At 60.1% G+C, this 22,308-nt stretch carries 25 protein-coding genes; 24 read left to right on the top strand and 1 reads right to left on the bottom strand.

The genetic code is table 11. The features are described 5' to 3' along the window. The first annotated feature begins 2 nt into the window (after positions 1-2). The 5 genes from HW090_RS02235 to HW090_RS02255 are packed head-to-tail and all read left to right on the top strand — an operon-like array spanning position 3 to position 4,776. Positions 3-728, top strand: coding sequence for a TIGR03759 family integrating conjugative element protein (locus HW090_RS02235; protein WP_179111948.1), 726 nt, complete (start codon positions 3-5; stop codon positions 726-728). Then, positions 710-1,300 carry a transglycosylase SLT domain-containing protein gene (locus HW090_RS02240; RefSeq protein ID WP_179111949.1) on the top strand — a complete coding sequence of 197 codons (591 nt, stop codon included), beginning with the start codon at positions 710-712 and terminating at the stop codon, positions 1,298-1,300. The genes HW090_RS02235 and HW090_RS02240 overlap by 19 nt, the downstream gene beginning before the upstream one ends. Further along, positions 1,297-1,845: an integrating conjugative element protein gene (locus HW090_RS02245; protein WP_179111950.1), complete on the top strand. Its 549-nt coding sequence runs from the start codon at positions 1,297-1,299 to the stop codon at positions 1,843-1,845. The genes HW090_RS02240 and HW090_RS02245 overlap by 4 nt, the downstream gene beginning before the upstream one ends. A gap of 4 nt (positions 1,846-1,849) precedes the next feature. Then, on the top strand, positions 1,850-4,030 hold the full coding sequence (gene traD, locus HW090_RS02250; protein ID WP_179111951.1) for a type IV conjugative transfer system coupling protein TraD: 2,181 nt from the start codon (positions 1,850-1,852) through the stop codon (positions 4,028-4,030). Further along, positions 4,027-4,776, top strand: coding sequence for a TIGR03747 family integrating conjugative element membrane protein (locus tag HW090_RS02255; RefSeq protein ID WP_179111952.1), 750 nt, complete (start codon positions 4,027-4,029; stop codon positions 4,774-4,776). Before traD ends, HW090_RS02255 begins: the two co-directional genes overlap by 4 nt. On the opposite strand, the gene HW090_RS02260 is transcribed toward HW090_RS02255, so the two are convergent. After that, positions 4,760-6,514: an ATP-binding protein gene (locus tag HW090_RS02260; RefSeq protein ID WP_179111953.1), complete on the bottom strand. Its 1,755-nt coding sequence runs from the start codon at positions 6,512-6,514 to the stop codon at positions 4,760-4,762. The two genes, HW090_RS02255 and HW090_RS02260, sit on opposite strands and share 17 nt — an antisense overlap. Before the next feature lie 159 nt (positions 6,515-6,673). On the opposite strand from HW090_RS02260, the gene HW090_RS02265 reads away from it, so the two are divergent. The 19 genes from HW090_RS02265 (at position 6,674) to HW090_RS02355 (ending at position 22,307) form a co-directional block, all read left to right on the top strand. After that, the gene (locus HW090_RS02265) at positions 6,674-7,048 is read left to right on the top strand and encodes an RAQPRD family integrative conjugative element protein (protein ID WP_179111954.1); all 375 of its coding nucleotides are present in this window, start codon (positions 6,674-6,676) and stop codon (positions 7,046-7,048) included. Then, a complete protein-coding gene (locus tag HW090_RS02270) occupies positions 7,045-7,278 on the top strand; it encodes a TIGR03758 family integrating conjugative element protein (protein WP_179111955.1) in 234 nt (77 codons plus the stop codon). Before HW090_RS02265 ends, HW090_RS02270 begins: the two co-directional genes overlap by 4 nt. A gap of 13 nt (positions 7,279-7,291) precedes the next feature. Continuing rightward, entirely contained in the window at positions 7,292-7,648 is a 357-nt protein-coding gene (locus tag HW090_RS02275; protein WP_179111956.1) for a TIGR03745 family integrating conjugative element membrane protein, read from the top strand. A gap of 12 nt (positions 7,649-7,660) precedes the next feature. Continuing rightward, positions 7,661-8,059, top strand: coding sequence for a TIGR03750 family conjugal transfer protein (locus HW090_RS02280; protein ID WP_179111957.1), 399 nt, complete (start codon positions 7,661-7,663; stop codon positions 8,057-8,059). Further along, entirely contained in the window at positions 8,056-8,745 is a 690-nt protein-coding gene (locus tag HW090_RS02285) for a PFL_4703 family integrating conjugative element protein (RefSeq protein ID WP_179111958.1), read from the top strand. The genes HW090_RS02280 and HW090_RS02285 overlap by 4 nt, the downstream gene beginning before the upstream one ends. Then, positions 8,742-9,665 carry a TIGR03749 family integrating conjugative element protein gene (locus tag HW090_RS02290; RefSeq protein ID WP_179111959.1) on the top strand — a complete coding sequence of 308 codons (924 nt, stop codon included), beginning with the start codon at positions 8,742-8,744 and terminating at the stop codon, positions 9,663-9,665. Before HW090_RS02285 ends, HW090_RS02290 begins: the two co-directional genes overlap by 4 nt. Continuing rightward, on the top strand, positions 9,655-11,082 hold the full coding sequence (locus HW090_RS02295; protein ID WP_179111960.1) for a TIGR03752 family integrating conjugative element protein: 1,428 nt from the start codon (positions 9,655-9,657) through the stop codon (positions 11,080-11,082). Before HW090_RS02290 ends, HW090_RS02295 begins: the two co-directional genes overlap by 11 nt. Beyond that, positions 11,063-11,509 carry a TIGR03751 family conjugal transfer lipoprotein gene (locus tag HW090_RS02300; RefSeq protein ID WP_179111961.1) on the top strand — a complete coding sequence of 149 codons (447 nt, stop codon included), beginning with the start codon at positions 11,063-11,065 and terminating at the stop codon, positions 11,507-11,509. Before HW090_RS02295 ends, HW090_RS02300 begins: the two co-directional genes overlap by 20 nt. Next, the gene (locus HW090_RS02305; protein ID WP_179111962.1) at positions 11,509-14,394 is read left to right on the top strand and encodes a conjugative transfer ATPase; all 2,886 of its coding nucleotides are present in this window, start codon (positions 11,509-11,511) and stop codon (positions 14,392-14,394) included. The genes HW090_RS02300 and HW090_RS02305 overlap by 1 nt, the downstream gene beginning before the upstream one ends. A 13-nt stretch (positions 14,395-14,407) precedes the next feature. After that, a complete protein-coding gene (locus HW090_RS02310) occupies positions 14,408-15,193 on the top strand; it encodes a DsbA family protein (RefSeq protein ID WP_179111963.1) in 786 nt (261 codons plus the stop codon). A gap of 166 nt (positions 15,194-15,359) precedes the next feature. After that, the gene (locus tag HW090_RS02315; RefSeq protein ID WP_179114794.1) at positions 15,360-15,854 is read left to right on the top strand and encodes a JAB domain-containing protein; all 495 of its coding nucleotides are present in this window, start codon (positions 15,360-15,362) and stop codon (positions 15,852-15,854) included. 237 nt (positions 15,855-16,091) lie between these two features. Next, positions 16,092-16,700, top strand: a complete 609-nt coding sequence (locus tag HW090_RS02320; RefSeq protein WP_179111964.1) for a hypothetical protein — start codon at positions 16,092-16,094, stop codon at positions 16,698-16,700. A gap of 53 nt (positions 16,701-16,753) precedes the next feature. Continuing rightward, positions 16,754-17,044 carry a DUF1778 domain-containing protein gene (locus tag HW090_RS02325; protein ID WP_134587219.1) on the top strand — a complete coding sequence of 97 codons (291 nt, stop codon included), beginning with the start codon at positions 16,754-16,756 and terminating at the stop codon, positions 17,042-17,044. After that, a complete protein-coding gene (locus tag HW090_RS02330) occupies positions 17,044-17,535 on the top strand; it encodes a GNAT family N-acetyltransferase (RefSeq protein ID WP_179111965.1) in 492 nt (163 codons plus the stop codon). Before HW090_RS02325 ends, HW090_RS02330 begins: the two co-directional genes overlap by 1 nt. 107 nt (positions 17,536-17,642) lie before the next feature. After that, entirely contained in the window at positions 17,643-18,059 is a 417-nt protein-coding gene (locus HW090_RS02335) for a TIGR03757 family integrating conjugative element protein (protein ID WP_179111966.1), read from the top strand. Then, entirely contained in the window at positions 18,056-19,006 is a 951-nt protein-coding gene (locus HW090_RS02340) for a TIGR03756 family integrating conjugative element protein (RefSeq protein WP_179111967.1), read from the top strand. Before HW090_RS02335 ends, HW090_RS02340 begins: the two co-directional genes overlap by 4 nt. Positions 19,007-19,016: 10 nt before the next feature. Further along, positions 19,017-20,411 carry an integrating conjugative element protein gene (locus tag HW090_RS02345; protein WP_179111968.1) on the top strand — a complete coding sequence of 465 codons (1,395 nt, stop codon included), beginning with the start codon at positions 19,017-19,019 and terminating at the stop codon, positions 20,409-20,411. Next, positions 20,408-20,776: a hypothetical protein gene (locus HW090_RS02350; protein WP_179111969.1), complete on the top strand. Its 369-nt coding sequence runs from the start codon at positions 20,408-20,410 to the stop codon at positions 20,774-20,776. The genes HW090_RS02345 and HW090_RS02350 overlap by 4 nt, the downstream gene beginning before the upstream one ends. A 13-nt stretch (positions 20,777-20,789) precedes the next feature. Further along, a complete protein-coding gene (locus tag HW090_RS02355) occupies positions 20,790-22,307 on the top strand; it encodes a conjugal transfer protein TraG N-terminal domain-containing protein (RefSeq protein WP_179111970.1) in 1,518 nt (505 codons plus the stop codon). Position 22,308 lies beyond the last annotated feature (1 nt).

A 22,308-nucleotide genomic window follows, 5' to 3' on the forward strand; every position in this document is an offset into this window, starting at 1 on the left:
CCATGAAGCCCTTGATCCTTCTTTCCGCCCTCATGTTGGCGTCGGTGCAGTGGCCCGCCTGGGCGCAGCAGCCCTCCACAGCCTCGGCGCGCAATGCACAGAGCCAGGAGCGCCCGCTGGCCGCCCGCACGCTGGACGACCGGACCGCCAGCGAATGGGGGCTGAAACCCCAGGAATGGGCACGCTACCGGGAATTGATGGAGGGCCCATTGGGCAACTACTCGCCCAATTTGGACCCCTTATCGGCACTCGGCATCGAGGCCCGCACGGATGACGAGCGGCGGCGTTATGCCGAGCTTCAAGTGCAGGCTGAAGCGCGCCGCGTGGAGAAGTTGCTGGCCTATCAGCGGGCCTACGACGAGGCCTGGCAGCGCCTGAACCCCGGAATGCAGCGTGTGAACTCACTAGATGACGGCCCAAGCGCTGCGGCTATGCGTGGCAACGGGCGCACAGCAGTGTTTGTGAAGGACGGTTGCGTGGCCTGCGGCCAACTTGTGCAGCGGCTGCAATCATCGGGCGCTGAGTTTGACCTGTATATGGTCGGCAGCCGTCAGGACGACGCGCGTATCCGCGACTGGGCCAAGCGAGCAAACATCGACCCAGCGCGTGTACGCAGCGGCAGCATCACGCTCAACCATGACGGCGGGCGCTGGCTGTCACTTGGCCTGCCCGGCGACCTGCCTGCAGCCGTGCATGAGGTACAAGGCCAATGGCAGCGTCAACCATGACCACACGCCTGCGTGCCCTGGTGCTTGCCATTGGCTTGTACGCCTGCGTCGCCAATGCGCAGGAGGTTCCGCCTCCGGCCTATCAACTCGCCGCGCAGCGAGCGGACATTCCGTCGCTTGTCCTTTATGCAGTGGCTTTGCAGGAGAGCGGTATTCGGCGCAATGGGCGCATCGTGCCGTGGCCCTGGTCGCTCAACGTCGCGGGCCAGTCGCGCCGCTACGCCACCCGTACCGACGCCTGCGCCGGCTTACAGCAGGCGATGCGGTCCACGCCGCACACGCGCATTGACGTAGGCCTGGGGCAGATCAACCTCGGATACCACAAGCAGCGCTACACCAACGCCTGCGATCTGTTCGACCCATACCGCAACCTCGCCATCGCTGCCGACATTCTCAAGGAGCAACACAGTCCGGGTGAGGACTGGCTGCTCGCAATTGGCCGCTACCACCGCCCCGCAGGCGGCGAACCTGCCGCGCGCTATCGGCGCAGCGTGTCTCGTCACCTGGCCCGTGTGCAAGGCGCACGCTCAACCGCTGCGGGACTTCCCGCGCATCAGGAGACCTCCCCATGATTCGATCCCATCTGGCACACCTCACGGTGAAGGGTACGCTTGTGCTGATGGCAGGTCTGCCGCTGGCCGTTCATGCCAGTAGTCCGCTGATCGTGGTCGAAGACCTCGGCGGTGCGTCGGCGCTGCCGTACTACGAAGCCCTCCATCTCCAGCCGAGCGGTGATGCGCCAGCACGTTCGCCCATCCCAACACCCCAGCTTCCCGTCACTCCAGCGGACGAAGCTGCGATGCTGCCGGTGCGCAGCGCCAAGCTCACGCCCGGCATCGTCGCGCGGCGCGTGATTGAGGCACCGGGCCTGCGGCCATTCGTCATTGTGGGCGACGACGACTTGTCACGCGCCTGGCTGCAGGGCCGTGCAGCCTCGTTGCGCGAACGCGGTGCGGTCGGCCTGGTAGTCAACGTCGAAACCATGCAGGCGCTGGAGCAACTGCGTGCACTGGCACCGTGCGTGCCTCTGGCTCCGGTGGCAGGCGACGAACTGGCCGAACGGCTGGGACTGCGCTACTACCCGGCGCTGATCTCTGCTACTGCGATAGAGCAATGACGCCATGTCAGGCAAGCAACCCGTCGAGGTCTTGCTGCGGCCAGCGGTGGAGCTATACACCGTTGCTGCATGTGCCGGCTCCGCGATTCTCTCCCTGGTGGCACCATGGTCGCTCGCGTTGAGCCCCGCTATGGGCGTTGGCAGTGCCTTGGCTTTTGCTGCATATGGCGCGTTGCGCTACCGTGATGCCCGCGTCATCCTGCGATATCGCAGCAATATTCGCCGCCTGCCGCGCTATGTGATGACCAGCGGTGACGTGCCAGTCAGCCAGCAGCGGCTCTTCATCGGCCGTGGCTTTCTGTGGGAGCAGAAGCACACCCACAGGCTGATGCAGACGTACAGGCCAGAATTTCGGCGCTATGTCGAGCCGACTCCTGCATACCGACTGGCCCGACGCCTAGAGGAACGACTGGAGTTCGCGCCTTTCCCGCTGTCCCGGCTGTCGAAACTCACAGGCTGGGACGTTGCTTTCAACCCCGTGCGCCCGCTGCCACCCGTGGGCGGTCTGCCACGGCTGCACGGCATTGAACCCGAAGAGGTAGATGTCAGCTTGCCGCTGGGCGAGCGTGTGGGCCACTCCCTGGTGCTTGGCACCACGCGTGTGGGCAAGACCAGGCTCGCGGAATTGTTCATTACCCAGGACATCCGCCGCCAGAATGCAGCAGGCGAGCATGAGGTCGTCATAGTCTTCGACCCGAAGGGCGATGCCGACTTATTGAAGCGTATGTACGTTGAAGCCAAGCGCGCCGGCCGCGAAAACGAATTCTACGTTTTTCACCTTGGCTGGCCAGACATCTCCGCACGCTACAACGCTGTGGGGCGCTTCGGGCGTATCAGCGAGGTGGCAACCCGTGTCGCAGGACAACTCTCCGGTGAGGGCAATTCGGCTGCTTTCAGAGAGTTTGCCTGGCGCTTTATCAACGTCATCGCCCGTGCGCTGGTGGAACTGGGACAGCGCCCCGATTACTTGCTGATCCAGCGACACGTCATCAACATCGACGCCTTGTTTCTGGAATACGCCCAGCATTATTTCTCCAAGCACGAGCCAAAGGCTTGGGAAGTCATTGTTCAGATCGAGTCCAAGCTCAACGAGAAAAACATTCCGAGGAATATGATCGGGCGCGAGAAGCGCGTGGTGGCCTTGGAGCAGTACCTCTCGCAGGCCCGCAACTACGATCCTGTGCTGGACGGACTGCGTTCCGCTGTCAGGTACGACAAGACCTACTTCGACAAGATCGTCGCCTCGTTGCTGCCGCTGCTGGAAAAGCTCACCAGCGGTAAGATTTCGCAGCTTCTGGCCCCTAACTACTCCGACCTGGAAGACCCGCGCCCAATCTTCGACTGGATGCAGATCATCCGTAAGAGGGCCATCGTCTATGTGGGCCTGGATGCGCTCTCCGACGCCGAGGTCGCTGCAGCGGTCGGCAACTCCATGTTTTCCGACTTGGTTTCGGTCGCCGGCCACATCTACAAACACGGAGTCGACGACGGTTTGCCGGGCTCATCGGCAGGCGCGCGTGTGCCGATCAATGTCCATGCCGACGAATTCAACGAGTTGATGGGCGATGAGTTCATCCCGCTGATCAACAAAGGTGGCGGTGCCGGGCTGCAAGTTACCGCGTATACGCAGACCCTTTCCGACATCGAAGCGCGAATCGGCAACCGCGCGAAAGCTGGCCAGGTCATCGGTAACTTCAACAACCTGTTCATGCTGCGCGTGCGCGAGACGGCTACTGCTGAATTGCTCACGAAGCAGTTGCCGAAGGTCGAGGTGTATACGACCACCATCGTGAGCGGCGCGACCGATAGCTCGGACATCCACGGCGCGACTGACTTCACCAGCAATACGCAGGATCGTATCAGTATGTCGAGTGTGCCGATGATTGAGCCATCGCACGTCGTCGCTTTACCCAAAGGACAGTGTTTCGCTCTGCTTCAGGGTGGGCAGCTCTGGAAAGTCAGGATGCCGCTACCTGCACCTGACCCCGACGAAATGATGCCCAAGGACTTGCAGCAGTTGGCCGAGTACATGCGCCAAAGCTACAGCGAGGCCACACAGTGGTGGGAGTTCACCAGTTCTCCGGCCCTTCAGGATATGCCCTTGCCCGATGACCTGCTCGATGAAATACCCCCTGCCGTTGCCACCGATGCTGACGAAACAGTCGATGATGAGGCTGCGCCATGAGTGATGCCGCATCCACCGCACAACAGGCGCAGAACCAGCGCCAGGGTTTAGTCGTCGGTACGATCACACTGCCGTTCCGGCTACTCGGGGTGCTGATTGGTTCGCTGCTGTTCTCGATCTTGGTGGAGTGCGTCGGTATGCACCTGTTCTGGAAGGATCAGGGTTGGCGCCACTCCCAACAGATGCTGAACTACGAATTGGGGCATCTGTCCAGCCATTTCACTCGCAGCGTGGTCGTGAAGGAGCCAGGGCGCACAGCTCACGAGCTTGTGGACACTGGCTACGAGTGGTTTTTTGTGCGTACCGGGCTGATGGAACGTATGACCCAAACAGCAGCAAGTGCTCGTACGTACAGTCAGGGGCAGAAACGCAATTTTCAATACTTCATCAGCCAGGTCTATGTCTGGACAGAAAGCTACCTGGTCGCCGCAGCTTTCACTACGCTCACGTTCCTGGTGCGCCTGTTGGTCCTGGTGCTCACGCTGCCGCTGATCTTAACCGCCTCGTTTGTGGGCCTGATTGACGGGCTAGTGCGGCGTGACGTGCGCCGGTTCGGCGCTGGCCGGGAATCGGGTTTCATTTATCACCGCGCAAAAGCCAGCCTCTTGCCTCTCTCCTTGCTGCCCTGGGTCACTTATCTGGCGCTGCCGATCTCGGTTCATCCGTTGACCATCCTGCTACCCAGCGCAGCCTTGCTGGGACTGGCTGTGAGTTTGACTGCGGGAAGCTTCAAGAAGTACCTGTGAGATTGGAGTCTGATTTCTGCTCGGAAACGTCAGGAGATATGTCGAGTACCTCCCCCAAGTGCATTCGCAGTAGCTCTGTGAGCCGTGGCCGTGTATTTTCTCTTGTTATTTGACGAGCGGCCTCCAAGAATAAGGAGACTCCAGTGGAAAAGACAGCTTGCCCCGAGCCGTCTAGTAAGGGGCTCTTTATTTCCTTTCGATAAAAGTGAATAAACGTGCCAAAGTTCTCTTTATTCAATTCAAGAATTACATCACACGCCTCTTTGATGCTTACTTTATTGACGGCATCTGTATCACTAGGACTCCATCCGCCGCTCGCTATTTTCAATACGGCATCAAGGAGAGAGGGGCTGGCAGAAAGTTGGCGATTACCCGCCACAAGGGCCTCTTTGATAACTGGGTGAAAACTATCCAATGGAAACAGGTGGCTACACCATAGACTTGGTGAGTTGCTCCAATGTTTGCACCATGCATTTGCGATCTCAGAAGCCAGTGTATTGGCTCCTCTCTTTTCGAGGTCTGTGACGATCGCACTGACCTTGTCGGCAGATAAGGAAATCCAAGCCTCTTTATTCATACAGGCCTGTCTAATAAAAGCCTCATCCGACATCCAAGGGTCTAGATACGTATTTTCGATGTATGAGACTGCAGCGTTTTCCGCTTGGCTATGAGCATCTTTTTTATTTCTCTGCTGAAAGAGCTCTTCAAATTTATCTCTGAGTCGATGCCCTGTCAGAATGTGCTGAATGATTAGAGCCAGAAACTCCCTATCTCGGGTAAGCCCCTCATTCGTAGCAAATGCTACTGCGTCACTCATTCCCTTGTTTTCTGGGCCAAAAAAATTTGGTTTAACGCACCATGTGCTCCACTCGCTCATCAGCACTGATATATCCGGCCCATTTGGAATAGCGTTAAAATTAAGTGCGATCATCAAGACGGTTGACGGCAAAAAAGAATGCTCTACGCTGCCATGAGGATCTGCCACATCTTCGAATACAGTTTCCACTATCCTGCCAACTCTCTGAATGACACGAATATTGGTTACCGAGAGCCGTACCAGTGTTCTCATTACAGCATCCCGATATTTAAGATTTGCGCAAAGACCAATATCAGCAGCCTCTTCGGCAGAAGTTAGCAACGTAATTTCCCGATCAACGCACTTTTCCTTTAGCGTTCTCCAATCCGACGCATATGCATCTTCTAGAGGCTTCTCATTTAAAATGAGCAGAACTTTGCAGTTATTCCGCTTAAGAAGATCAATAAATCCAAGCAACGCATCAATTTTGAGGGCATCTCCGCGACGTTCGATGTCATCCAGAACGACCAAGCGCGAGTAAAGTACCTTATCGATCAACGCCGACTGCACCAAACCACCTAAATTGCCAAGGACAGTAGCAGCGCCTTCACCTACCGGCTGGACCCTGGCCATGATTTTTTCAAGTGCATCAATGGCAAACCCTGAGTACTTCTGTATTCCCCCCACCGCCTTTTCAGCCTTCCCAAGCGAGTTTTGGAATAGAGCTGTTTTGATCTGATCTACAGACTCAAGGCCAAAGCAGGACACATACAGATGATCATTGCCATCAACTGGTGGGAACTCGTCTTTAACTTCACCCCATAGATAAGACTTGCCAGTGCCCCATAGGCCTTTCAAAGCTATGACAGGGACCATAGCATCATTGAGATAGTGCAAAAGATCTTTTTTTGTTGCTTCTCTATTCATGATTTTTTGTGTCATTTCAGTCTCTGATGATGCATCACTTTAAAACAGTTTCGTTCTGGAGATGTGTTTCTGCAACACCATCAATACGGTAGCCATGCAATTCCGATTGTTTGCAGCCTGAAGCCGTCCTGATCGGCACGATCTCGCCATTGCTGATGACACAGGAATGGCGCGATGTTGGCTTCGATCTGGCTGCGCGCCGCACATCGCGGCGCACCCACCTTTCTCATGACAGTTCTTCTGACAGGACTGTCTCCGACGACCCTGGCTGAGTCTCCGGCGCAGCGCCAGGAACTGGTTGCCGCGTTGCGTCAACTCGATGCACTGGAGCGCACGGTCACGCACAGCGCTGCGCATACCGCCATCACGCCCGGCGAGCGTTACCACTTCGATTACCCCCGTCTGCTGGCTGACCTGTCGCATGTTCGCGCAGGTATTCAGTCGCACCTCACACCGTCGCGCGCTCAGCCACGCGACCCGTCCGAGCTGGCTGGCGACTACCGCACCGAGCGGCCTAGCGCACCGCCTCCGACGGAGGGCCGGCCATGACCGGCGCGCAGGTCTCTGCATTTCAAGCCAACAGCGGTATCGCGCCTTCCGCGATGGCGACCGTCCTGATCGGCATCGTGTTCGCGGTCCTGCTCGTCTGGGGCGTCTGGGCCATCCGAACAGCCTATGTCGGATGGGCCGAATCCCGGCTCAACCAGCGCCAGTTCCTCGGCGTCTGCATCCGATTTCTCGCGATGTACCTCGTTTTGAGTTTCTTCCTCCTCTCCTGAAAGGACTGATCAAATGCACAGCCATATCAATACCCGTTTTGTCCAGCGCATTGCTGCTGCCGTGGGCGCTGCCATGCTGCCCGCACTCTCGTTTGCGCAGGGGCTTCCGACCATCGAAAACCCCACGAGGGGCACGGGCAACGGCATCATGGAAACCGTGCGCAACTACGGCTACGACATTGTCATGCTCGTTGCTTTGCTGGTGGTGGCGTCAATGTTCATTGGGGTTTGCTACCACGCCTACGGCACGTATGCCGAGATCCACACAGGCAAGAAAACGTGGGGGCAATTTGGCTTGACTGTCGCCATCGGCGCGGTCCTGCTCGTCATCGGCATCTGGCTGCTCACCGAAGCCACCGGCATCCTGTAAGCGAGGCCGGGTATGTCCGAGCACCAGCACCTTCGTGCGGACGGAACGGTCACGTTCCTGCCGCACCGGCTCAACCGTCACCCGGTCGTGGTGCACGGTTTGACTGCCGATGAATTGTGGATTTGTTGTGGCCTGTCCGGTGGTGCCGGTCTGTTGATCGGGGCGCCGCTGTCTTGGGCGCTGAACACCATCGCGCTCGCGCCTACTTTCGTCGTCTTAGGCGTGGCCTTCGGCGTGTTTGTGGGAGGCGGCATCCTGCGCCGCCTCAAACGCGGGCGTCCCGACACATGGTTGTACCGGCAACTGCAGTGGCGCATCGCCACACGCTATCCGCTGATGGCGGGCTGGGTGGGTGGCCATACATTGATCATTCGGTCGGGGTTCTGGACAACCCGCAGGAGCATGCAATGAGTCGCTTCAAGAATGAGATCGCTCACCTGCAGGCACACATCAAGACATTGCGCTTGGGCGCTGGCGCGCTGGTGGTCGTGGCGTTGGTCATGGGTGGCGGCTGGTGGAGCGCGCCACGCGACCTGACTGTCCACGTACCGCCAGACCTGCGTTCTGGCAGCTCGCGCAAGTGGTGGGAAGTTCCCCCCGAATCGGTCTATGCCTTCACGTTCTACGTATTCCAGCAACTCAACCGCTGGCCGGTGAATGGCGAGGAAGACTACCCGCGTAACCTGCATGCGCTGTCGGCCTACCTGACGCCATCCTGCCAGGCTTTCCTGCGTGCAGACTACGACTACCGGCGCAGCACGGGGGAGTTACGCCAGCGGGTGCGCGGTATCTATGAAATCCCGGGGCGCGGCTATGGCGATGACCCGTCTGCCCGCGTGCGCGTGGTATCCGACCGGGATTGGGTCGTGACCCTGGACATCAGCGCCGACGAGTACTACGGCGCGGAGCAAGTCAAGCGTGCCTTGGTGCGCTATCCCATCAAGGTTGCTCGGATGGATGTTGATCCGGCCCGCAACCCATTTGGTTTGGTTCTCGACTGCTACGAAGGCGCACCGCAGCGCATCAATGCGCCCGAGCCAATCCGACCATCATCTGGCGGTCTGCCTGCATCAGCATCTCAAGGAGATACCCCATGAAGCAGCATCCTGCTTTCGCCTGGCTGGGGCTGGCCATCCTGGTTATGGCTCCTGCCGCCCAGGCGGTGGAGATTATGCGCTGGGAGCGCATGCCGCTTGCCGTGCCGCTGCAAGTTGGCCAGGAACGCATCGTATTTATTGATCGCAATGTCCGTGTGGGCGTACCAGCCAGTGTGGGAGAACGCCTGCGTGTACAGAGTGCCGGCGGCGCGGTGTACCTGCGTGCCAGTGAGCCGATCGAGCCGACCCGACTACAACTGCAAGACGCTGACTCCGGCGCTTTGATCCTGGTGGATATTGCCGCAGAACCAGCCAAGGACGGTGAACCTGCATTGGAGCCAGTGCGGATCGTCGGGGGCAGCAGTAGCCCGATACGCTACGGCGACCAAGCAGAGGCTGCCGATGCTACGGAACGCAGCCAGGAGCAGCCCGCCGGGCGCACGACACAGCGCGAAACCCCTGTGCCAGTCGTTTTGACACGCTTTGCCGCGCAGAACCTTTATGCGCCACTGCGCACGGTCGAGCCGCTCTCTGGCGTCATGCGCGTGAATCTGCGCCGTGACCTGGACCTTGGCACATTGCTGCCGACCTTGCCTGTGCGTGCTGCCGCGATCGCCTCCTGGCGCTTGGAGGACCAGTGGGTCACCGCAGTGCGCCTGACCAACAACAGCAGTGGCTGGGTCACCCTCGACCCGCGCGTGCTGCAAGGTGACTTTCTCACCGCTACGTTCCAGCACGAAACGCTTGGTCCGCGAGGGATGTCCGAGGACACAACCGTGGCTTATCTGGTCACGCGCGGGCGTGGCCTGGCGCAAGCATTGTTGCCAGCGGTCAACCGCTTCGATCCGGCAGCACACCTGCCTTTGGCGGAACCGGAATACCAAGCAACAGACGACAAGGAGGCCCGCCATGCGCAGTAATGGTCTGCTCAAATGGTTGATGGTTCCCGTCGTCGTCCTGGTGCTGTTCATCGGCATCCGACTGTTTTCAGGCGGAGGGGAATCTGCTCCGACAGGCACGGATACCAACGCCCAGCTCACGCCTGATGAAATGAAGGCACTGGGTATCGAGGGTGATACCCCACGCGATACTGTGGCTACCTTGGTAGCCCAGGTGAAGCAGCTACGCACTGAGCTTCAGGGCGCGCTCTCGGACAACAAGTCGCAGCGCGAAGAGAATCAGCGCTTGCGCCAACGTGAGAACTCCATCGACCAACGCATCACCTCGGCGCTGGAGGCTGAGCGCTCAAACCTGCGCCGTGACCAGCAGCAAGCCGCCAGCGAGCGGCAGCAGACCGAGGGGCTGCTTGCCGATCTTCAACAGCGTCTGGATAGCATTGGCGGTCGTGGCGAGGGTCACGCTGATTTGCCTGTAGGCCTTGGCTTACGCGATGGCGACCAAGCTGGCATGGATGGCGGCGTGCGCTGGGTAGAGCCGGATGACGCGAAGCCCGCTGAGGGACGCAGCGGCAGCCGTGGCACAGGCGGCGGCATGAGCTTCCCGACGAGCTTTGGTCCTGCGCAAAGCACGCTGGAAACCACTGCGGAAACCGTGGCGAACGTGGGCGCCCGCGCTACCGGGGGCAAGACCGCGAAGGCCGTCTATACCGTGCCGACCAATTCTACACTCATGGGCTCCGTGGCGATGACCGCGCTGATTGGGCGCGTGCCGATCGACGGTACGGTGAACGATCCATACCCCTTCAAAGTGTTGGTCGGCCCGGACAATCTCACGGCCAATGGGATTGATATTCCCGATGTGGCCGGAGCCGTGTTCTCCGGCACCGCCAGCGGCGACTGGACGCTTTCGTGCGTGCGCGGCCAGGTGCGCAGCATCACTTTCGTCTTCCACGACGGCACAGTGCGCACGATTCCCGAAGATCGTGACGGCAACCAGCAGAACAACCAGCAACAGGGCCAACAAGGGGGCTTGGGCTGGATCAGCGACCCACACGGCATTCCCTGCGTCAGCGGCGAGCGTCGCAGCAACGCCCAGCAGTATCTCGGCACACAAGCCCTGATCACTGCAGCGGGCGCAGGTGCGGCCTCGCTTATCGACAGTGACAGCGGCCAGATGTCCTATGTGGGCTCAGACGGCTCCATCGGCAGCGTCGGCATCTCGGGCAATGAAGCCATGGGCCGCATCCTGGCTGGGGGCGTGCGCGATATGTCTGACTGGGTCAACAAACTCTACAGCCAGGCCTTTGCTGCTGTTTATGTGCAGCCCGGCGCCAAAGTTGCCGTTCACCTCGAAAAATCGCTTGCGATCGACTACGACCCCGAAGGCCGCAAAGTCGACCATCGTGCAGGAGAAGCCCATGCGCTCGAACTTGACTAACGTGGCGAAGGTCCTGGTATTGCCCCTCGCCGTTGCAGTGCTGGGCGGCTGCGCCACCAGCAAGGAAAAGCTGCTGCCCCACGGCGACCACACCATGATGGACATCTGGAACCAGAACGCTGGTGATGGCGGCGGCGCCAGTCAGGTGGCCCGCAGGCAGTTGCTCGACGCTCGGCAGAGCCTGCGCCGGCCTCTTACTGATGCCGACATGCAGGCTGCACCCGCCGAGCAGATGCGCTACACACGCACGGCGCGCAACGAGGTGCAGCGTCAGTTCCAGCGCCTGCCGAACCCCGACCTGGTGATGTACGTGTTCCCCCACCTGGCGGGCACGGACCCTGTACCCGTGCCAGGCTACACGACCGTTTTCCCCCTGTACCAGCGCGTGCAGTACGCCATGCCGGGCGAGCGTGTGGAGGACTATTGATGCGCTGGAAATTCCCTTGGTCTAAGTCGGCCGCCTCGAAGTTGACCGCATCCACCGCTGGCGATGAAGAACAGCCTGATGGCTGGCAGCGCCATGTCGAAGCCTTGCGCCAGGCGGGCATTCCCGAACCCGGCTCGGCAGTCCAGGGCCGCAAGCCTGCGACTGTGGCCGACGAGCAGGCGCTGTATGAGGTTGCGCCGTCCTTTGTGGAACTGCTGCCATGGGTAGAGTTTCAGCCCGAATCGCAGTCCATGCTGCTTGAAGATGGGCAATCGGTAGCTGCTTTCTACGAGTTGGTGCCGCTCGGTACTGAGGGTCGGGAACCTGGCTGGCTCGCACACGCCCGCGATGCTCTGGAAAACGCTCTGCAAGACAGCTTCGACGAGCTGGATGAAAACCCCTGGGTGCTCCAGCTCTATGCCCAAGACGAAACCAACTTCGATCAGTACATGCAGTCGCTGCGCGACTACGTGCAGCCACGCGCCCGCAATTGCGACTTCACGGAGTTCTATCTTCGGTTCTTCAACCATCACCTTCGCGCAATCGCCAAGCCTGGCGGCCTGTTCGAGGACACCGTGGTCACGCGCCTACCTTGGCGCGGCCAGACGCGGCGTGTGCGCATGGTGATCTATCGCCGTACTACCGGCCAAGCCAGCCGTCGCGGGCAAACCCCCGAACAGATGCTGAACATCGTTTGCGACCGGCTGTGCGGCGGTCTGGCCAACGCAGGCATTCAGGTACGACGCATGTCCGGCGCGGACATTCACGACTGGTTGCTACGCTGGTTCAACCCGCGCCCGGCGATGCTCGGCCCGGATGCCGAAGACCGCGAACGCTTCTATGCACTGGCGCGCTATCCCGATGAACCAGAAGAAGGCGAAATCGAGCTGGCAAGTGGGCAAGATTTCAGCCAACGGTTGTTTTTCGGCCAGCCGCGCTCCGACGCGGAACGCGGTGTGTGGTACTTCGACGGCATGCCGCATCGGGTACTGGTCACTGACCGGCTACGCATGGCACCCGGCACCGGCCACCTGACCGGCGAGACCCGCAAAGGGGACGCCATCAACACGCTGTTCGATCAAATGCCCGAAGACACGACCATGTGCCTGACCATGGTGGCAACGCCCCAGGACATTCTCGAATCGCATTTGAATCACCTGGCAAAAAAAGCCGTTGGGGAAACACTGGCGTCCGAACAGACGCTTCACGATGTGCAAGAGGCGCGCTCTCTGATCGGCAGCGCACACAAGTTGTACCGGGGCACGCTGGTCTTTTATCTGCGCGGACGAGATGAAGCCGAGCTTGACCGGCGCGGCCTGGATCTCGCGAACGTGATGCTCAACGCTGGGCTGCAACCTGTACGCGAAGATGATGAAGTCGCACCGCTCAACAGCTACCAGCGCTGGCTACCATGCAGCTACAACCCCAGCCAGGACCGACGCAACTGGTTCACCCAACTGATGTTTGCCCAACATGTGGCGAATATCTCGCCGGTATGGGGACGTGCGCAAGGCACTGGGCATCCTGGAATTACCTTCTTCAACCGTGGGGGCGGTAGCCTGACGTTTGACCCGCTCAACCGCCTGGATCGGCAGATGAACGCTCACCTGTTTCTCTTCGGTCCCACAGGCTCGGGCAAGAGCGCGACGCTCAACAACTTGCTGAACCAAGTCACGGCCATCTACCGGCCGCGACTGTTCATTGTGGAGGCTGGCAACAGTTTCGGTCTCTTCAGCGACTTCGCCAAGCGCCTGGGTCTGACCGTAAATCGCGTGAAATTGGCGCCTGGCTCGGGCGTGACTCTGGCGCCGTTTGGCGATGCACGGCGGCTGATTGAATCGCCCAGCGATGTGCAAACGCTCGATGCGGACGCGCTGGACGAAGACCTGCCACCGGATGCGTCGGCCATGGAGGCGGACGAGCAGCGTGACGTGCTGGGCGAATTGGAGATCACCGCGCGGCTGATGATTACCGGCGGCGAAGATAAAGAGGAAGCAAGGATGACGCGGGCCGACCGCTCGCTGATTCGCCAGTGCATCCTTGATGCTGCCGAGAAATGCGTGGCCGAGAAACACACGGTGCTCACGCGCGATGTGCGCAATGCGCTGCGTACTCGTGGCCAGGATTCGGCACTGCCGGAGACGCGGCGCGTCAGGTTAATGGAGATGGCGGATGCGATGGACATGTTCTGCCAGGGGGCGGATGGCGAAATGTTCGACCGCGATGGCTCTCCCTGGCCCGAAGCCGACATCACCTTGGTGGACCTCGCGACATACGCCCGTGAGGGTTACAACGCCCAGCTTTCCATCGCGTACATCAGCCTGATCAGCACAGTGAACAACATCGCTGAACGCGACCAGTACCTGGGCCGCCCGATCATCAATGTGACCGACGAAGGCCACATCATCACGAAAAATCCGCTTCTTGCTCCCTACGTCGTCAAAATTACGAAGATGTGGCGCAAGCTGGGCGCGTGGTTTTGGCTGGCAACGCAGAACATTGACGATCTGCCGCGTGCCGCAGAACCCATGCTCTCGATGATCGAATGGTGGATCTGCCTGTCGATGCCACCGGATGAGGTCGAGAAAATCGCCCGTTTTCGCGAACTCTCGCCTGCGCAGAAGGCATTGATGCTCTCGGCGCGCAAGGAAGCCGGGAAATTCACCGAGGGCGTCATTCTCTCCAAGAGCATGGAAGTGCTATTCCGTGCTGTGCCGCCAAGCCTGTACCTCGCGCTCGCGCAAACTGAACCGGAAGAGAAAGCCAACCGCTACCAGATCATGCGGCAATACGGCTGCACCGAGCTGGATGCTGCTTTCAAAGTGGCCGAACAAATCGACCGGGCGCGCGGCATCGCGTCGCCAGCCCTGAACCTGCCGCAATAGCCCGGAGAACAGCATGAAGCGCAAGCGCCTTTCCATCCCATTGCAGGTTGAGACCTCTCGCCGTCCACACCGCCAACGGCGCTGGCTATGGGTCCTGGCAGTGGGACTGGTCACTTTACTGCTGATCTGGCTTATGTCCCGCTCGTCTGACCAATCCTCTCGGCAACCGGCAATGCCGACTGCAGCAGATCAGGCGGACGGGCCGCCCTGGCAGATGGGCGATCCAGAGGGCCGTTTCACGCTGACCCTTTATGCTGACCTCGAATGTACGTTCTGCCGCGCCTACTTTCCGCAGATCAAGCGCTGGGTGAGTGACAACACGGATGTAACGCTGCACTGGCACCACTTCCCACTGGCCGCGCACGAACCAGCAGCGTCCGCCGAGGCGCGTCTGGCCGAATGCGCCGCAGAGTCGGCTGGACACACGGCATTCTGGCGAGCCGCCGAGTGGGTCTATGCAAATACACGCAGCGACGGCCAGGGGCTGCCTGATGGCCTGCACTATCCCGGCCTGACACCAGCCATTGAACAATGCCTGGCAAGCGAGCGGCCCGATGCCGTCATTCGCGCCCAAACCGAGCAAGCCATGCGCAGCGGCGTGAGCGCCACGCCCTCAGTGCGGCTACTCGACCGCCAGACAGGCCAGGCGATTCTGCTGCAGGGGCCGATCGAAGGCGATTTGTTGCTGTCGGCCATGGACATGCTGGCCGCAGGCGAAGCTGATACGACACCAGATGCACCCATCCCCGAAATGCCTGTCGACGATGTCGACGACATCCCAGGTAGCCCGCAGTCTTGAAGGCTACGGCACGGTTTTTTCCGTGCTGACTGCTACCCGTTCGCTTCGCATCCTGGCCGCGAACAATCACCGCAACGCGGTGGTGGATGCGCCTTGTTCAATTCCCAACCCAGGAGGGCTCGCCCTCACTGGGGGTGCGCCTTCCGATTTCTTCTGGAGGTTCGCCATGTCTCTTGTCGTCAACGATTCCTGCCTGGGGTCGATTTCCACCGTTGTTCCCCAAACCGATGACTGGATCATCAAACAAGCCATCGCATTGTTGGAACAGCGGGTTTTCAAACGTGGTCCCTGCATGGACCGGCCACAAGCCGTCAAGGACTACTTGCGCCTGAAGCTCGTCGCTGAGCCGAACGAGGTATTCGCCATCGTGTTCATGAATGTCAGTCACGAAGTCCTGGCCTATGAGCCGATGTTCAGAGGCACGATTGATTCGAGTGTGGTCTATACGCGTGTTGTCGTGCAGCGTGCCTTGGAGCTAAACGCCGCCTCTGCGGTTTTGGCCCATCAGCATCCGTCAGGTTCTACGGAACCATCGAGCGCGGATCGCAATATTACCCAGCGACTGAAAGCTGCGCTGGCGCTCATCGACGTGCGAGTACTGGACCACATCATCGTGGGCCAGGGTGAGCCGTATTCGTTTGCCGAATCCGGCTTGCTGTAGCGACATTTCCCCGTCGCGCTTATCCGAGCGCGGCTATTTCACCTCGCGCAGGATTGTCCCGAGTGCCCAGGCACAAAGGGCATCCTGTGCGTTTTCTTTTCCGATGAGCCGTTCGTGACCACTCCATACCATGCTGGCAAACAGATATGCGGGTGATCGCGTTGCGCATTGTTGATGGGGAAAGACCTCATCCGTGGTTGACCATGGGTTTTGACCAACTTTCGGGAGTACGCAACGATGACTGCCTGTATCCAATCACGCCGCCAACGCACCAGGAAACACAAAAACACTGCCGTTGGACAACTCGGAAAACTGCCACGCCTGCATTCGCTGATCTGCACCGGCATCCTGGTGAAGACCGATACAGTTCCCCACCCAATCGAGCCGGCATGGCGCAATATTGCGTTGCGCGGTGCGCGTAGGATCGAGGACTGCATCGATCTGGTAGAAGAGTTCGCCCGGCAATGCGTCGATCAGCCTCAGTTGACGGACGCCAGCGTGTTCGTTCCTCATTTTGTTGAACTCAGCGACGAGGATGGCCGCTTAGTCCTGTGTGGACAGATACTGAACCGAGTCGTGGACTGGTGCCCGCCTGTGCAAACCCCTGGTGAAGCCAAGCTGGTGCATGCGCGGTGTGTGCGTCTTCGTGATGAAATCCTGCATCAGGACAATCTGGACTCCTTCAGCGCACTGGATCGGTTGTGCGATTGCGAAGAGGCCCTGAGCGGACGACTGGTCGATCCCTTGTGGCGTGGTGAGGCCGGCAAGGTCTTGAAGCAGCGGGAGATGCGCCGCATGCGTGCCATGCGCAACGCCGCTCAGCCAATTCCCACTCAGAAAGCGTAATGACATTGACAGTACGCGGTGCTAAAATGTGCCCAATCACAGGAGATTGGGCCATGTCTACTACATTGAACATCACGCCAGGCAAGCGCGAAACACTGAACCTGCGTATCAAACCTGAAGAACGCAGCTTGATTGATCGCGCAGCCAAGGTACGGGGCAAAAACCGCACGGATTTCGTGCTGGAAGCCGCGCGTGCGGCGGCCGAGGAAGCGTTGCTCGACCAGTCCATCATTGCTGTTGACCAGGAGGCTTACGCTGCCTTCCTGGCCCGTCTGGACATGCCGCCGCAACCGAACGAGCGTCTGCGCAAGACCATGCGCACACCCGCTCCCTGGGAAAAGTGATGCCGCTTTCAGCGCCGCAGCCGCTGGCCGCGCATCACGACGTCCAGTCCTTTTCTTCCGGCGTTGACAGCCTGGATCAGTGGCTCAAGCGCCGTGCCCTGAAGAATCAGACTACGGGCGCATCCAGAACCTTTGTCGTCTGCGAAGATAAGCGCGTACTGGCCTACTACGCACTGGCATCGAGCGCGGTCATCAGTGCCGAGGCCTCCGGCCGCTTTCGCCGCAACATGCCAGACCCGATTCCAGTGGTGGTGCTTGGCAGGCTGGCCGTCGATCAATCGCTGCAGGGCCAGGGTTTTGGCAGGGCGCTGGTGCAAGACGCTGGTCGCCGTGTCATCCAGGCTGCGGACGCCATCGGCATTCGCGGCATGCTTGTACACGCGCTCTCGCCAGAAGCCAAGGCGTTCTACGAGCGCATTGGCTTCGAGCCGTCCGCGCTCGATCCCATGACCTTGATGACCACGCTGGCCGACCTGAAAGCCAGCCTGTAGCGGGTGCAAGCCACAATACGGTGACGGGCAGAACTCTATTGTTTGCTGTCGTGGCAGGCTGAATCCATTGCACTACCGGGGTGTTCCACATTTCCGATGGTGCAAAGATGCCGACTTCCCCGTGGCTATATTCCTTGCGCAGTGCAGTAATCTGCCTGCTGCTGGCCGGGCCCGTCCATGCGACGGAAACCTGGGCGATCACCGACGCCAATCACCCGATTTCAGGCCAACCTGACCGGCTCATTGTCTTGGATGCTGCCCAACAGATCGAGCGTGACCTCTCCAAAGATTTGCCAGCAGACAGCCAGCAAGCAGCGGCGCTGGTACAGCAACGTCTAAACTCTGGTGGCGTGACGCTGCAAAAGCAGCTTGCTGGGGCATACCAAGGAGTCACCGACGCCTGGAGCCTGGGCATCACCAGTGTCCCGGCCGTTGTGGTGGACCAACGCTACGTCGTCTATGGCGAACCGGACGTTGCGCGCGCGATCGCCCGCATTGAGCAGTACCGGGGGGCGCAGCCATGACGCGCCGCTCATTCGACCTGATGCGCCGCCTGCGGGTCGGCGTCGCTTCGCTGCTGATGATGAGCGCGACCGGTAGCTACGCACTGAACACTGCAACCATCATCGGATCGGTGGCCTCGCCTGACTGCCTCGAATACCGGGTCGTCGGCATCTGCTACTGGCTCTACTGCACCTGGGGCGGCTGCACGGTGCGAACCTCCGTCAAGGTCCGCCATTACATCCCCGATGCGGTCGTTTCCTCGTACTCGAATACCGGCGAAAACCCTTGGATCGAAGTTCAGGCCATGAGCATGCCCAACCCCTCGGCCCAGGCTGGCGGTGACGGCACCACGAACCACGACAACGAAAACAATCTCGCCCGATTCAAGAACGCGGATGTCATCGGCCACCCCGGCGCCGAAGTGTTCAACCAGTTTGTCTCGTCCTCGGGCTACTTCTGCGAGGGCGCAGGCACGGCGCTTATGCCGTATTTGCTGAGCACCTTGGACACGCTGGCCTGGCGCTACAACGTGCCCGAGATGGCTTATCCGGAAGCATTGATCCCGGGCATGCGTGAGATCGGGGCGCGTACCACGCTGAATCTCTGGGGAGCCGTCTATCCCCGTGGCGGCTTCCTGCACCAGACCGACGATCACAAGGCCGGTGCCGTCGTGGCCCAGCGCGCAGGCGATGTCGTCACGCGCCGCGGGCAGATCCACGTTTATCAGCCGTTGCTTGCCAACTCCCGCGACGGCTACTGGCCGGCCGGCGCGCTGATGGAAGGCGATGCCTCCACTGGCAAGTGGCAAGAACTCACGCCCGTCCTGTCCTCGTCCTGCACGGTCTTCCCGCGCAATGGCTTTCTGACCCAGGCGCAGAAAGGCGATTACGCATGGGCGCTGTGGCGGCCGTATGCGTGTTGCGAACGTCGCGGCCAGGTGTTCCTCGGCAGCACCGATTTCTACTGAGGGCACGACGATGAAGCATCCTGAAATGACGCCCCTCTACATCAAATCGCGCAGTCTGTTGCATCCGTCCCTCCTGGCTGGCGCGATCGCCCTGGCCTGCGGGCTGGCATGGGGGCAGACCGGCTACCAGACCGGCGGCCCTGTCATTGGGGACGAGGTCATGTACTCCATCGGCGGCGGTAATGCCGTGTCAATGAGCCGTGCGGCAGGTATGCGCTCCATTGGTGTCGGTGTGGGCTGGAACAGCAATCTGATCTGCGGCGACATGAGCATCCAGACCACGCTACGCAACCAGCTCAACGGCGTCACCAACGGTTTCCAGCAGATCATGGGCAACGTGATCCAGAGTGCCACCAGCGCCGTGGCGTCCCTGCCTGCACTGATCATTCAGAGAGCCGACCCTGGACTCTATAACCTGCTCACCAATGGCGTGCTGCAAGCACGACTCGATTTCGACCGCTCCAAGCTGACGTGCCGCGCCATGGCCGAACGCATGGCCGATGCCGCCGGCGGCCAGCTCGGCTGGAACCAGATTGCCGAAGGCATGGCGCTACGCGATGCGGTTTCCAGTACCGATGCCGTCTCGGCAATCGAGCAAGCCGAGACGCGCCGTGGCAATGACGGGGTGCCCTGGGTGGGCGGTAACAACGCCGGTGGTGCGGGACAACGCTCGATCAAGGTGGTGTCGGACGTTACGCGGGCTGGCTACAACCTGGTGAACGGGCGCGGGGTCAATGACACCTCGTCCATTGCCCAGGCCAGCTGCACGACCCTGGCCTGCCAGACCTGGACATCACCACAGGAAGCCTCTGATTGGGCCACGCGCGTCCTGGGCGAGCAGGAACAGCGCACCTGCGAAGGGTGCACCAAGACTGAGACAGTGCCTGGAGTCGGGCTGACGCCGCTGATCCAAGAGGAGTATGAAACGAAGCTGAATGCCTTGCAGGAGCTGATTTCCGGCACGCGCACCACGTCGTTCCAGAACCTGCACGAAGCAGGCAGCACCTCACTGCCCATTACCCGCGGCGTCATCGAAGCGCTGCGCGACGAGCCGGATCAAGATTTGCTGGCGCGGCGCCTGGCCTCCGAGGTCGCCCTGTCTTCGGTACTGGAGAAAGCACTCCTGCTGCAACGCACGCTGCTAACGGGCAAGAAAGAACCGAACGTGGCGGCCAACCAGTTGGCCATCGAGGCAGTGAACCATGAGAGCGACACGCTCGACCAGGAAATCCGCAACCTCAAAACCGAACTGGAACTGCGCCGCGAATTGGCGAACAACTCGCCCATGGCCATCATTCAACGCCACGGCACACGCGCGGCAGGCTCTCGTGGTGTCTATGAGGGTGATCCGGTGCCCGATCGTCTCGATCAGCTCCAGAAGGGCAATCCGGGAGGCACGCCATGAATCCATTGCGCACGAGGTGGTTGCGCCCACGCTGGTTGTTCAGTCATCGCACGGTGAAGGTTCTGCTGTGGGCAGCCGCACTCATCGCTATCGCCGTGGGAGCCAATATCGTCGGCATCTACTTCGTTGGCAGCGTGGCGGGCTGGGAGCGCTGGCTGGCCGCTACTGCGGGCTACTTTCTGGTCTGGCGGCTGTGCCTGTATGGCGCAACGGCCTATGGCTGGGTCTGGATGCGCCGTCGGCTGCTGGCGCGCGAGGCGAATAAAGAGGGTGAGCGGCAGGCACGGCACCGCCTGGTGCGCAGCGAAATCGCCGGCATCACCGCTATCGTGGTGCTGGAAGCCAGCCTACTGATACAAGGCTGAGGAGATCGGAGCCATGACGCTTTTCACGACAGATTATCTGGAGTACTACCTGACCCTCGTGTCCTGGATCGTCCACAACGGTATTTGGGCCGTACTGGTGTCCAGCGGGGTGTTTGCACTGCCTTTCGTAGCGATCATCGTACAGGAGTGGCTCAAAGCTCGCACCGAAGGTGCTGACGAAGGCAACAAGGGCATGCTATCGGCTGCGCGCATTGAGAATCGGGTGTTCGTTGCCATCGTGGTGGTGATGTTTGCCGGTATCCCGTTCATCGACGTGGATCTGAACACAATCCAATACGACACCGCGCGCTCATCTCAATGCCAGGTCAATGTGCCTCAGCCCAACGACACCGGCTGGTCACAATCTTTTTCGACCATCAACAATCAGTCAGCGAAGCTGCCCGTCTGGTGGGCCTTCATGCACGCGCTGTCTCGGGCAGTTACGGGGGCTTCGGTCGCAGCCATACCGTGCGGTACCGACCTACGACAGATGCGCATGGAGATCAACGCCACACGCATCGACGATCCCGTGTTGGCCCAGGAAGTGGCCGATTTCAGCCAGGATTGCTATGGCCCAGCCCGTGCCAAGTTGTTCATGCAGCGCCCGAACCTCGACGATGAACAGATGCACGACGTCACCTGGATTGGCTCACACTTTTTCACCGACACGGCAGGCTACTACGATAACTATCGGTCCAACACGCCGCGTGATGCCTGGCCCTACGACAGTACCCGTGATGCCGGACTTGCACAGGTAGCCAGTGGCGGTGGCTACCCGACTTGCAAACAATGGTGGAGCGATGGCAGCAACGGCCTGCGCGCGCGGTTGCTGGGCCAGGTAGACCCGAGCCTGCTCAATCGCTTGGCGGGCTGGGCTGGCTTCCTGAGCCGGACGGAGGTGGATGATTCGGTGATTCGTACGATTGCCTCTCCGCGGCAGCAGAAGCTCAACCAGGGCAGTGTCTATACGGACTACGGCGGGCAGATTGACAAGACAGTGCCTAACGTCGTGACGCGGGCAGCGGGTGACGTGGGGCTTGCGGTCGGCTCACTTGCCGCTTTCCCGGCAATGGATATTGTGCGGCAAGCCCTGCCGATGGTGCTCTCTCTGCTCAAGATGGCGCTGGTCATCTGCATCCCGCTGGTGTTGGTCATCGGCACCTACGACTTGAAGACGGTCGTGACGGTGAGCGTCGTGCAGTTCGCGCTGTTTTTCGTGGATTTCTGGTTCCAACTCGCCCGCTGGCTAGATTCGACAATCTTGGATGCGCTCTATGGGTGGGGATGGGGTTGGAACCGTCCTCACAGCAATTTTGATCCCTTGGTGGGACTGAATAATACGTTTGGCGATCTGCTGCTCAACTTCGTGCTGGGAATGATGTTCATCGTGCTTCCCGGATTTTGGGTTGCAGCCCTTGGTTGGCTTGGCGTAAGGGCTGGAAACGTAGTTCAGATGATGACGGCATCTACGGATGGTGCAAAGTCAGCAGGAAGTAAAGGCCCAGGAGCAGTATCGAAGCGACTGAAATAGT

This window comes from Pseudomonas sp. ABC1 (assembly GCF_013395055.1).
Lineage (GTDB): Bacteria > Pseudomonadota > Gammaproteobacteria > Pseudomonadales > Pseudomonadaceae > Stutzerimonas.

Bases quoted from the DNA above. Each gene is read 5' to 3' on its own strand.
- HW090_RS02235 (WP_179111948.1), top strand. From the start codon at position 3: ATGAAGCCCTTGATCCTTCTTTCCGCCCTCATGTTGGCGTCGGTGCAG.
- HW090_RS02240 (WP_179111949.1), top strand. From the start codon at position 710: ATGGCAGCGTCAACCATGACCACACGCCTGCGTGCCCTGGTGCTTGCC.
- HW090_RS02245 (WP_179111950.1), top strand. From the start codon at position 1,297: ATGATTCGATCCCATCTGGCACACCTCACGGTGAAGGGTACGCTTGTG.
- traD (WP_179111951.1), top strand. From the start codon at position 1,850: ATGTCAGGCAAGCAACCCGTCGAGGTCTTGCTGCGGCCAGCGGTGGAG.
- HW090_RS02255 (WP_179111952.1), top strand. From the start codon at position 4,027: ATGAGTGATGCCGCATCCACCGCACAACAGGCGCAGAACCAGCGCCAG.
- HW090_RS02260 (WP_179111953.1), bottom strand. From the start codon at position 6,514: ATGACACAAAAAATCATGAATAGAGAAGCAACAAAAAAAGATCTTTTG.
- HW090_RS02265 (WP_179111954.1), top strand. From the start codon at position 6,674: ATGTTGGCTTCGATCTGGCTGCGCGCCGCACATCGCGGCGCACCCACC.
- HW090_RS02270 (WP_179111955.1), top strand. From the start codon at position 7,045: ATGACCGGCGCGCAGGTCTCTGCATTTCAAGCCAACAGCGGTATCGCG.
- HW090_RS02275 (WP_179111956.1), top strand. From the start codon at position 7,292: ATGCACAGCCATATCAATACCCGTTTTGTCCAGCGCATTGCTGCTGCC.
- HW090_RS02280 (WP_179111957.1), top strand. From the start codon at position 7,661: ATGTCCGAGCACCAGCACCTTCGTGCGGACGGAACGGTCACGTTCCTG.
- HW090_RS02285 (WP_179111958.1), top strand. From the start codon at position 8,056: ATGAGTCGCTTCAAGAATGAGATCGCTCACCTGCAGGCACACATCAAG.
- HW090_RS02290 (WP_179111959.1), top strand. From the start codon at position 8,742: ATGAAGCAGCATCCTGCTTTCGCCTGGCTGGGGCTGGCCATCCTGGTT.
- HW090_RS02295 (WP_179111960.1), top strand. From the start codon at position 9,655: ATGCGCAGTAATGGTCTGCTCAAATGGTTGATGGTTCCCGTCGTCGTC.
- HW090_RS02300 (WP_179111961.1), top strand. From the start codon at position 11,063: ATGCGCTCGAACTTGACTAACGTGGCGAAGGTCCTGGTATTGCCCCTC.
- HW090_RS02305 (WP_179111962.1), top strand. From the start codon at position 11,509: ATGCGCTGGAAATTCCCTTGGTCTAAGTCGGCCGCCTCGAAGTTGACC.
- HW090_RS02310 (WP_179111963.1), top strand. From the start codon at position 14,408: ATGAAGCGCAAGCGCCTTTCCATCCCATTGCAGGTTGAGACCTCTCGC.
- HW090_RS02315 (WP_179114794.1), top strand. From the start codon at position 15,360: ATGTCTCTTGTCGTCAACGATTCCTGCCTGGGGTCGATTTCCACCGTT.
- HW090_RS02320 (WP_179111964.1), top strand. From the start codon at position 16,092: ATGACTGCCTGTATCCAATCACGCCGCCAACGCACCAGGAAACACAAA.
- HW090_RS02325 (WP_134587219.1), top strand. From the start codon at position 16,754: ATGTCTACTACATTGAACATCACGCCAGGCAAGCGCGAAACACTGAAC.
- HW090_RS02330 (WP_179111965.1), top strand. From the start codon at position 17,044: ATGCCGCTTTCAGCGCCGCAGCCGCTGGCCGCGCATCACGACGTCCAG.
- HW090_RS02335 (WP_179111966.1), top strand. From the start codon at position 17,643: ATGCCGACTTCCCCGTGGCTATATTCCTTGCGCAGTGCAGTAATCTGC.
- HW090_RS02340 (WP_179111967.1), top strand. From the start codon at position 18,056: ATGACGCGCCGCTCATTCGACCTGATGCGCCGCCTGCGGGTCGGCGTC.
- HW090_RS02345 (WP_179111968.1), top strand. From the start codon at position 19,017: ATGAAGCATCCTGAAATGACGCCCCTCTACATCAAATCGCGCAGTCTG.
- HW090_RS02350 (WP_179111969.1), top strand. From the start codon at position 20,408: ATGAATCCATTGCGCACGAGGTGGTTGCGCCCACGCTGGTTGTTCAGT.
- HW090_RS02355 (WP_179111970.1), top strand. From the start codon at position 20,790: ATGACGCTTTTCACGACAGATTATCTGGAGTACTACCTGACCCTCGTG.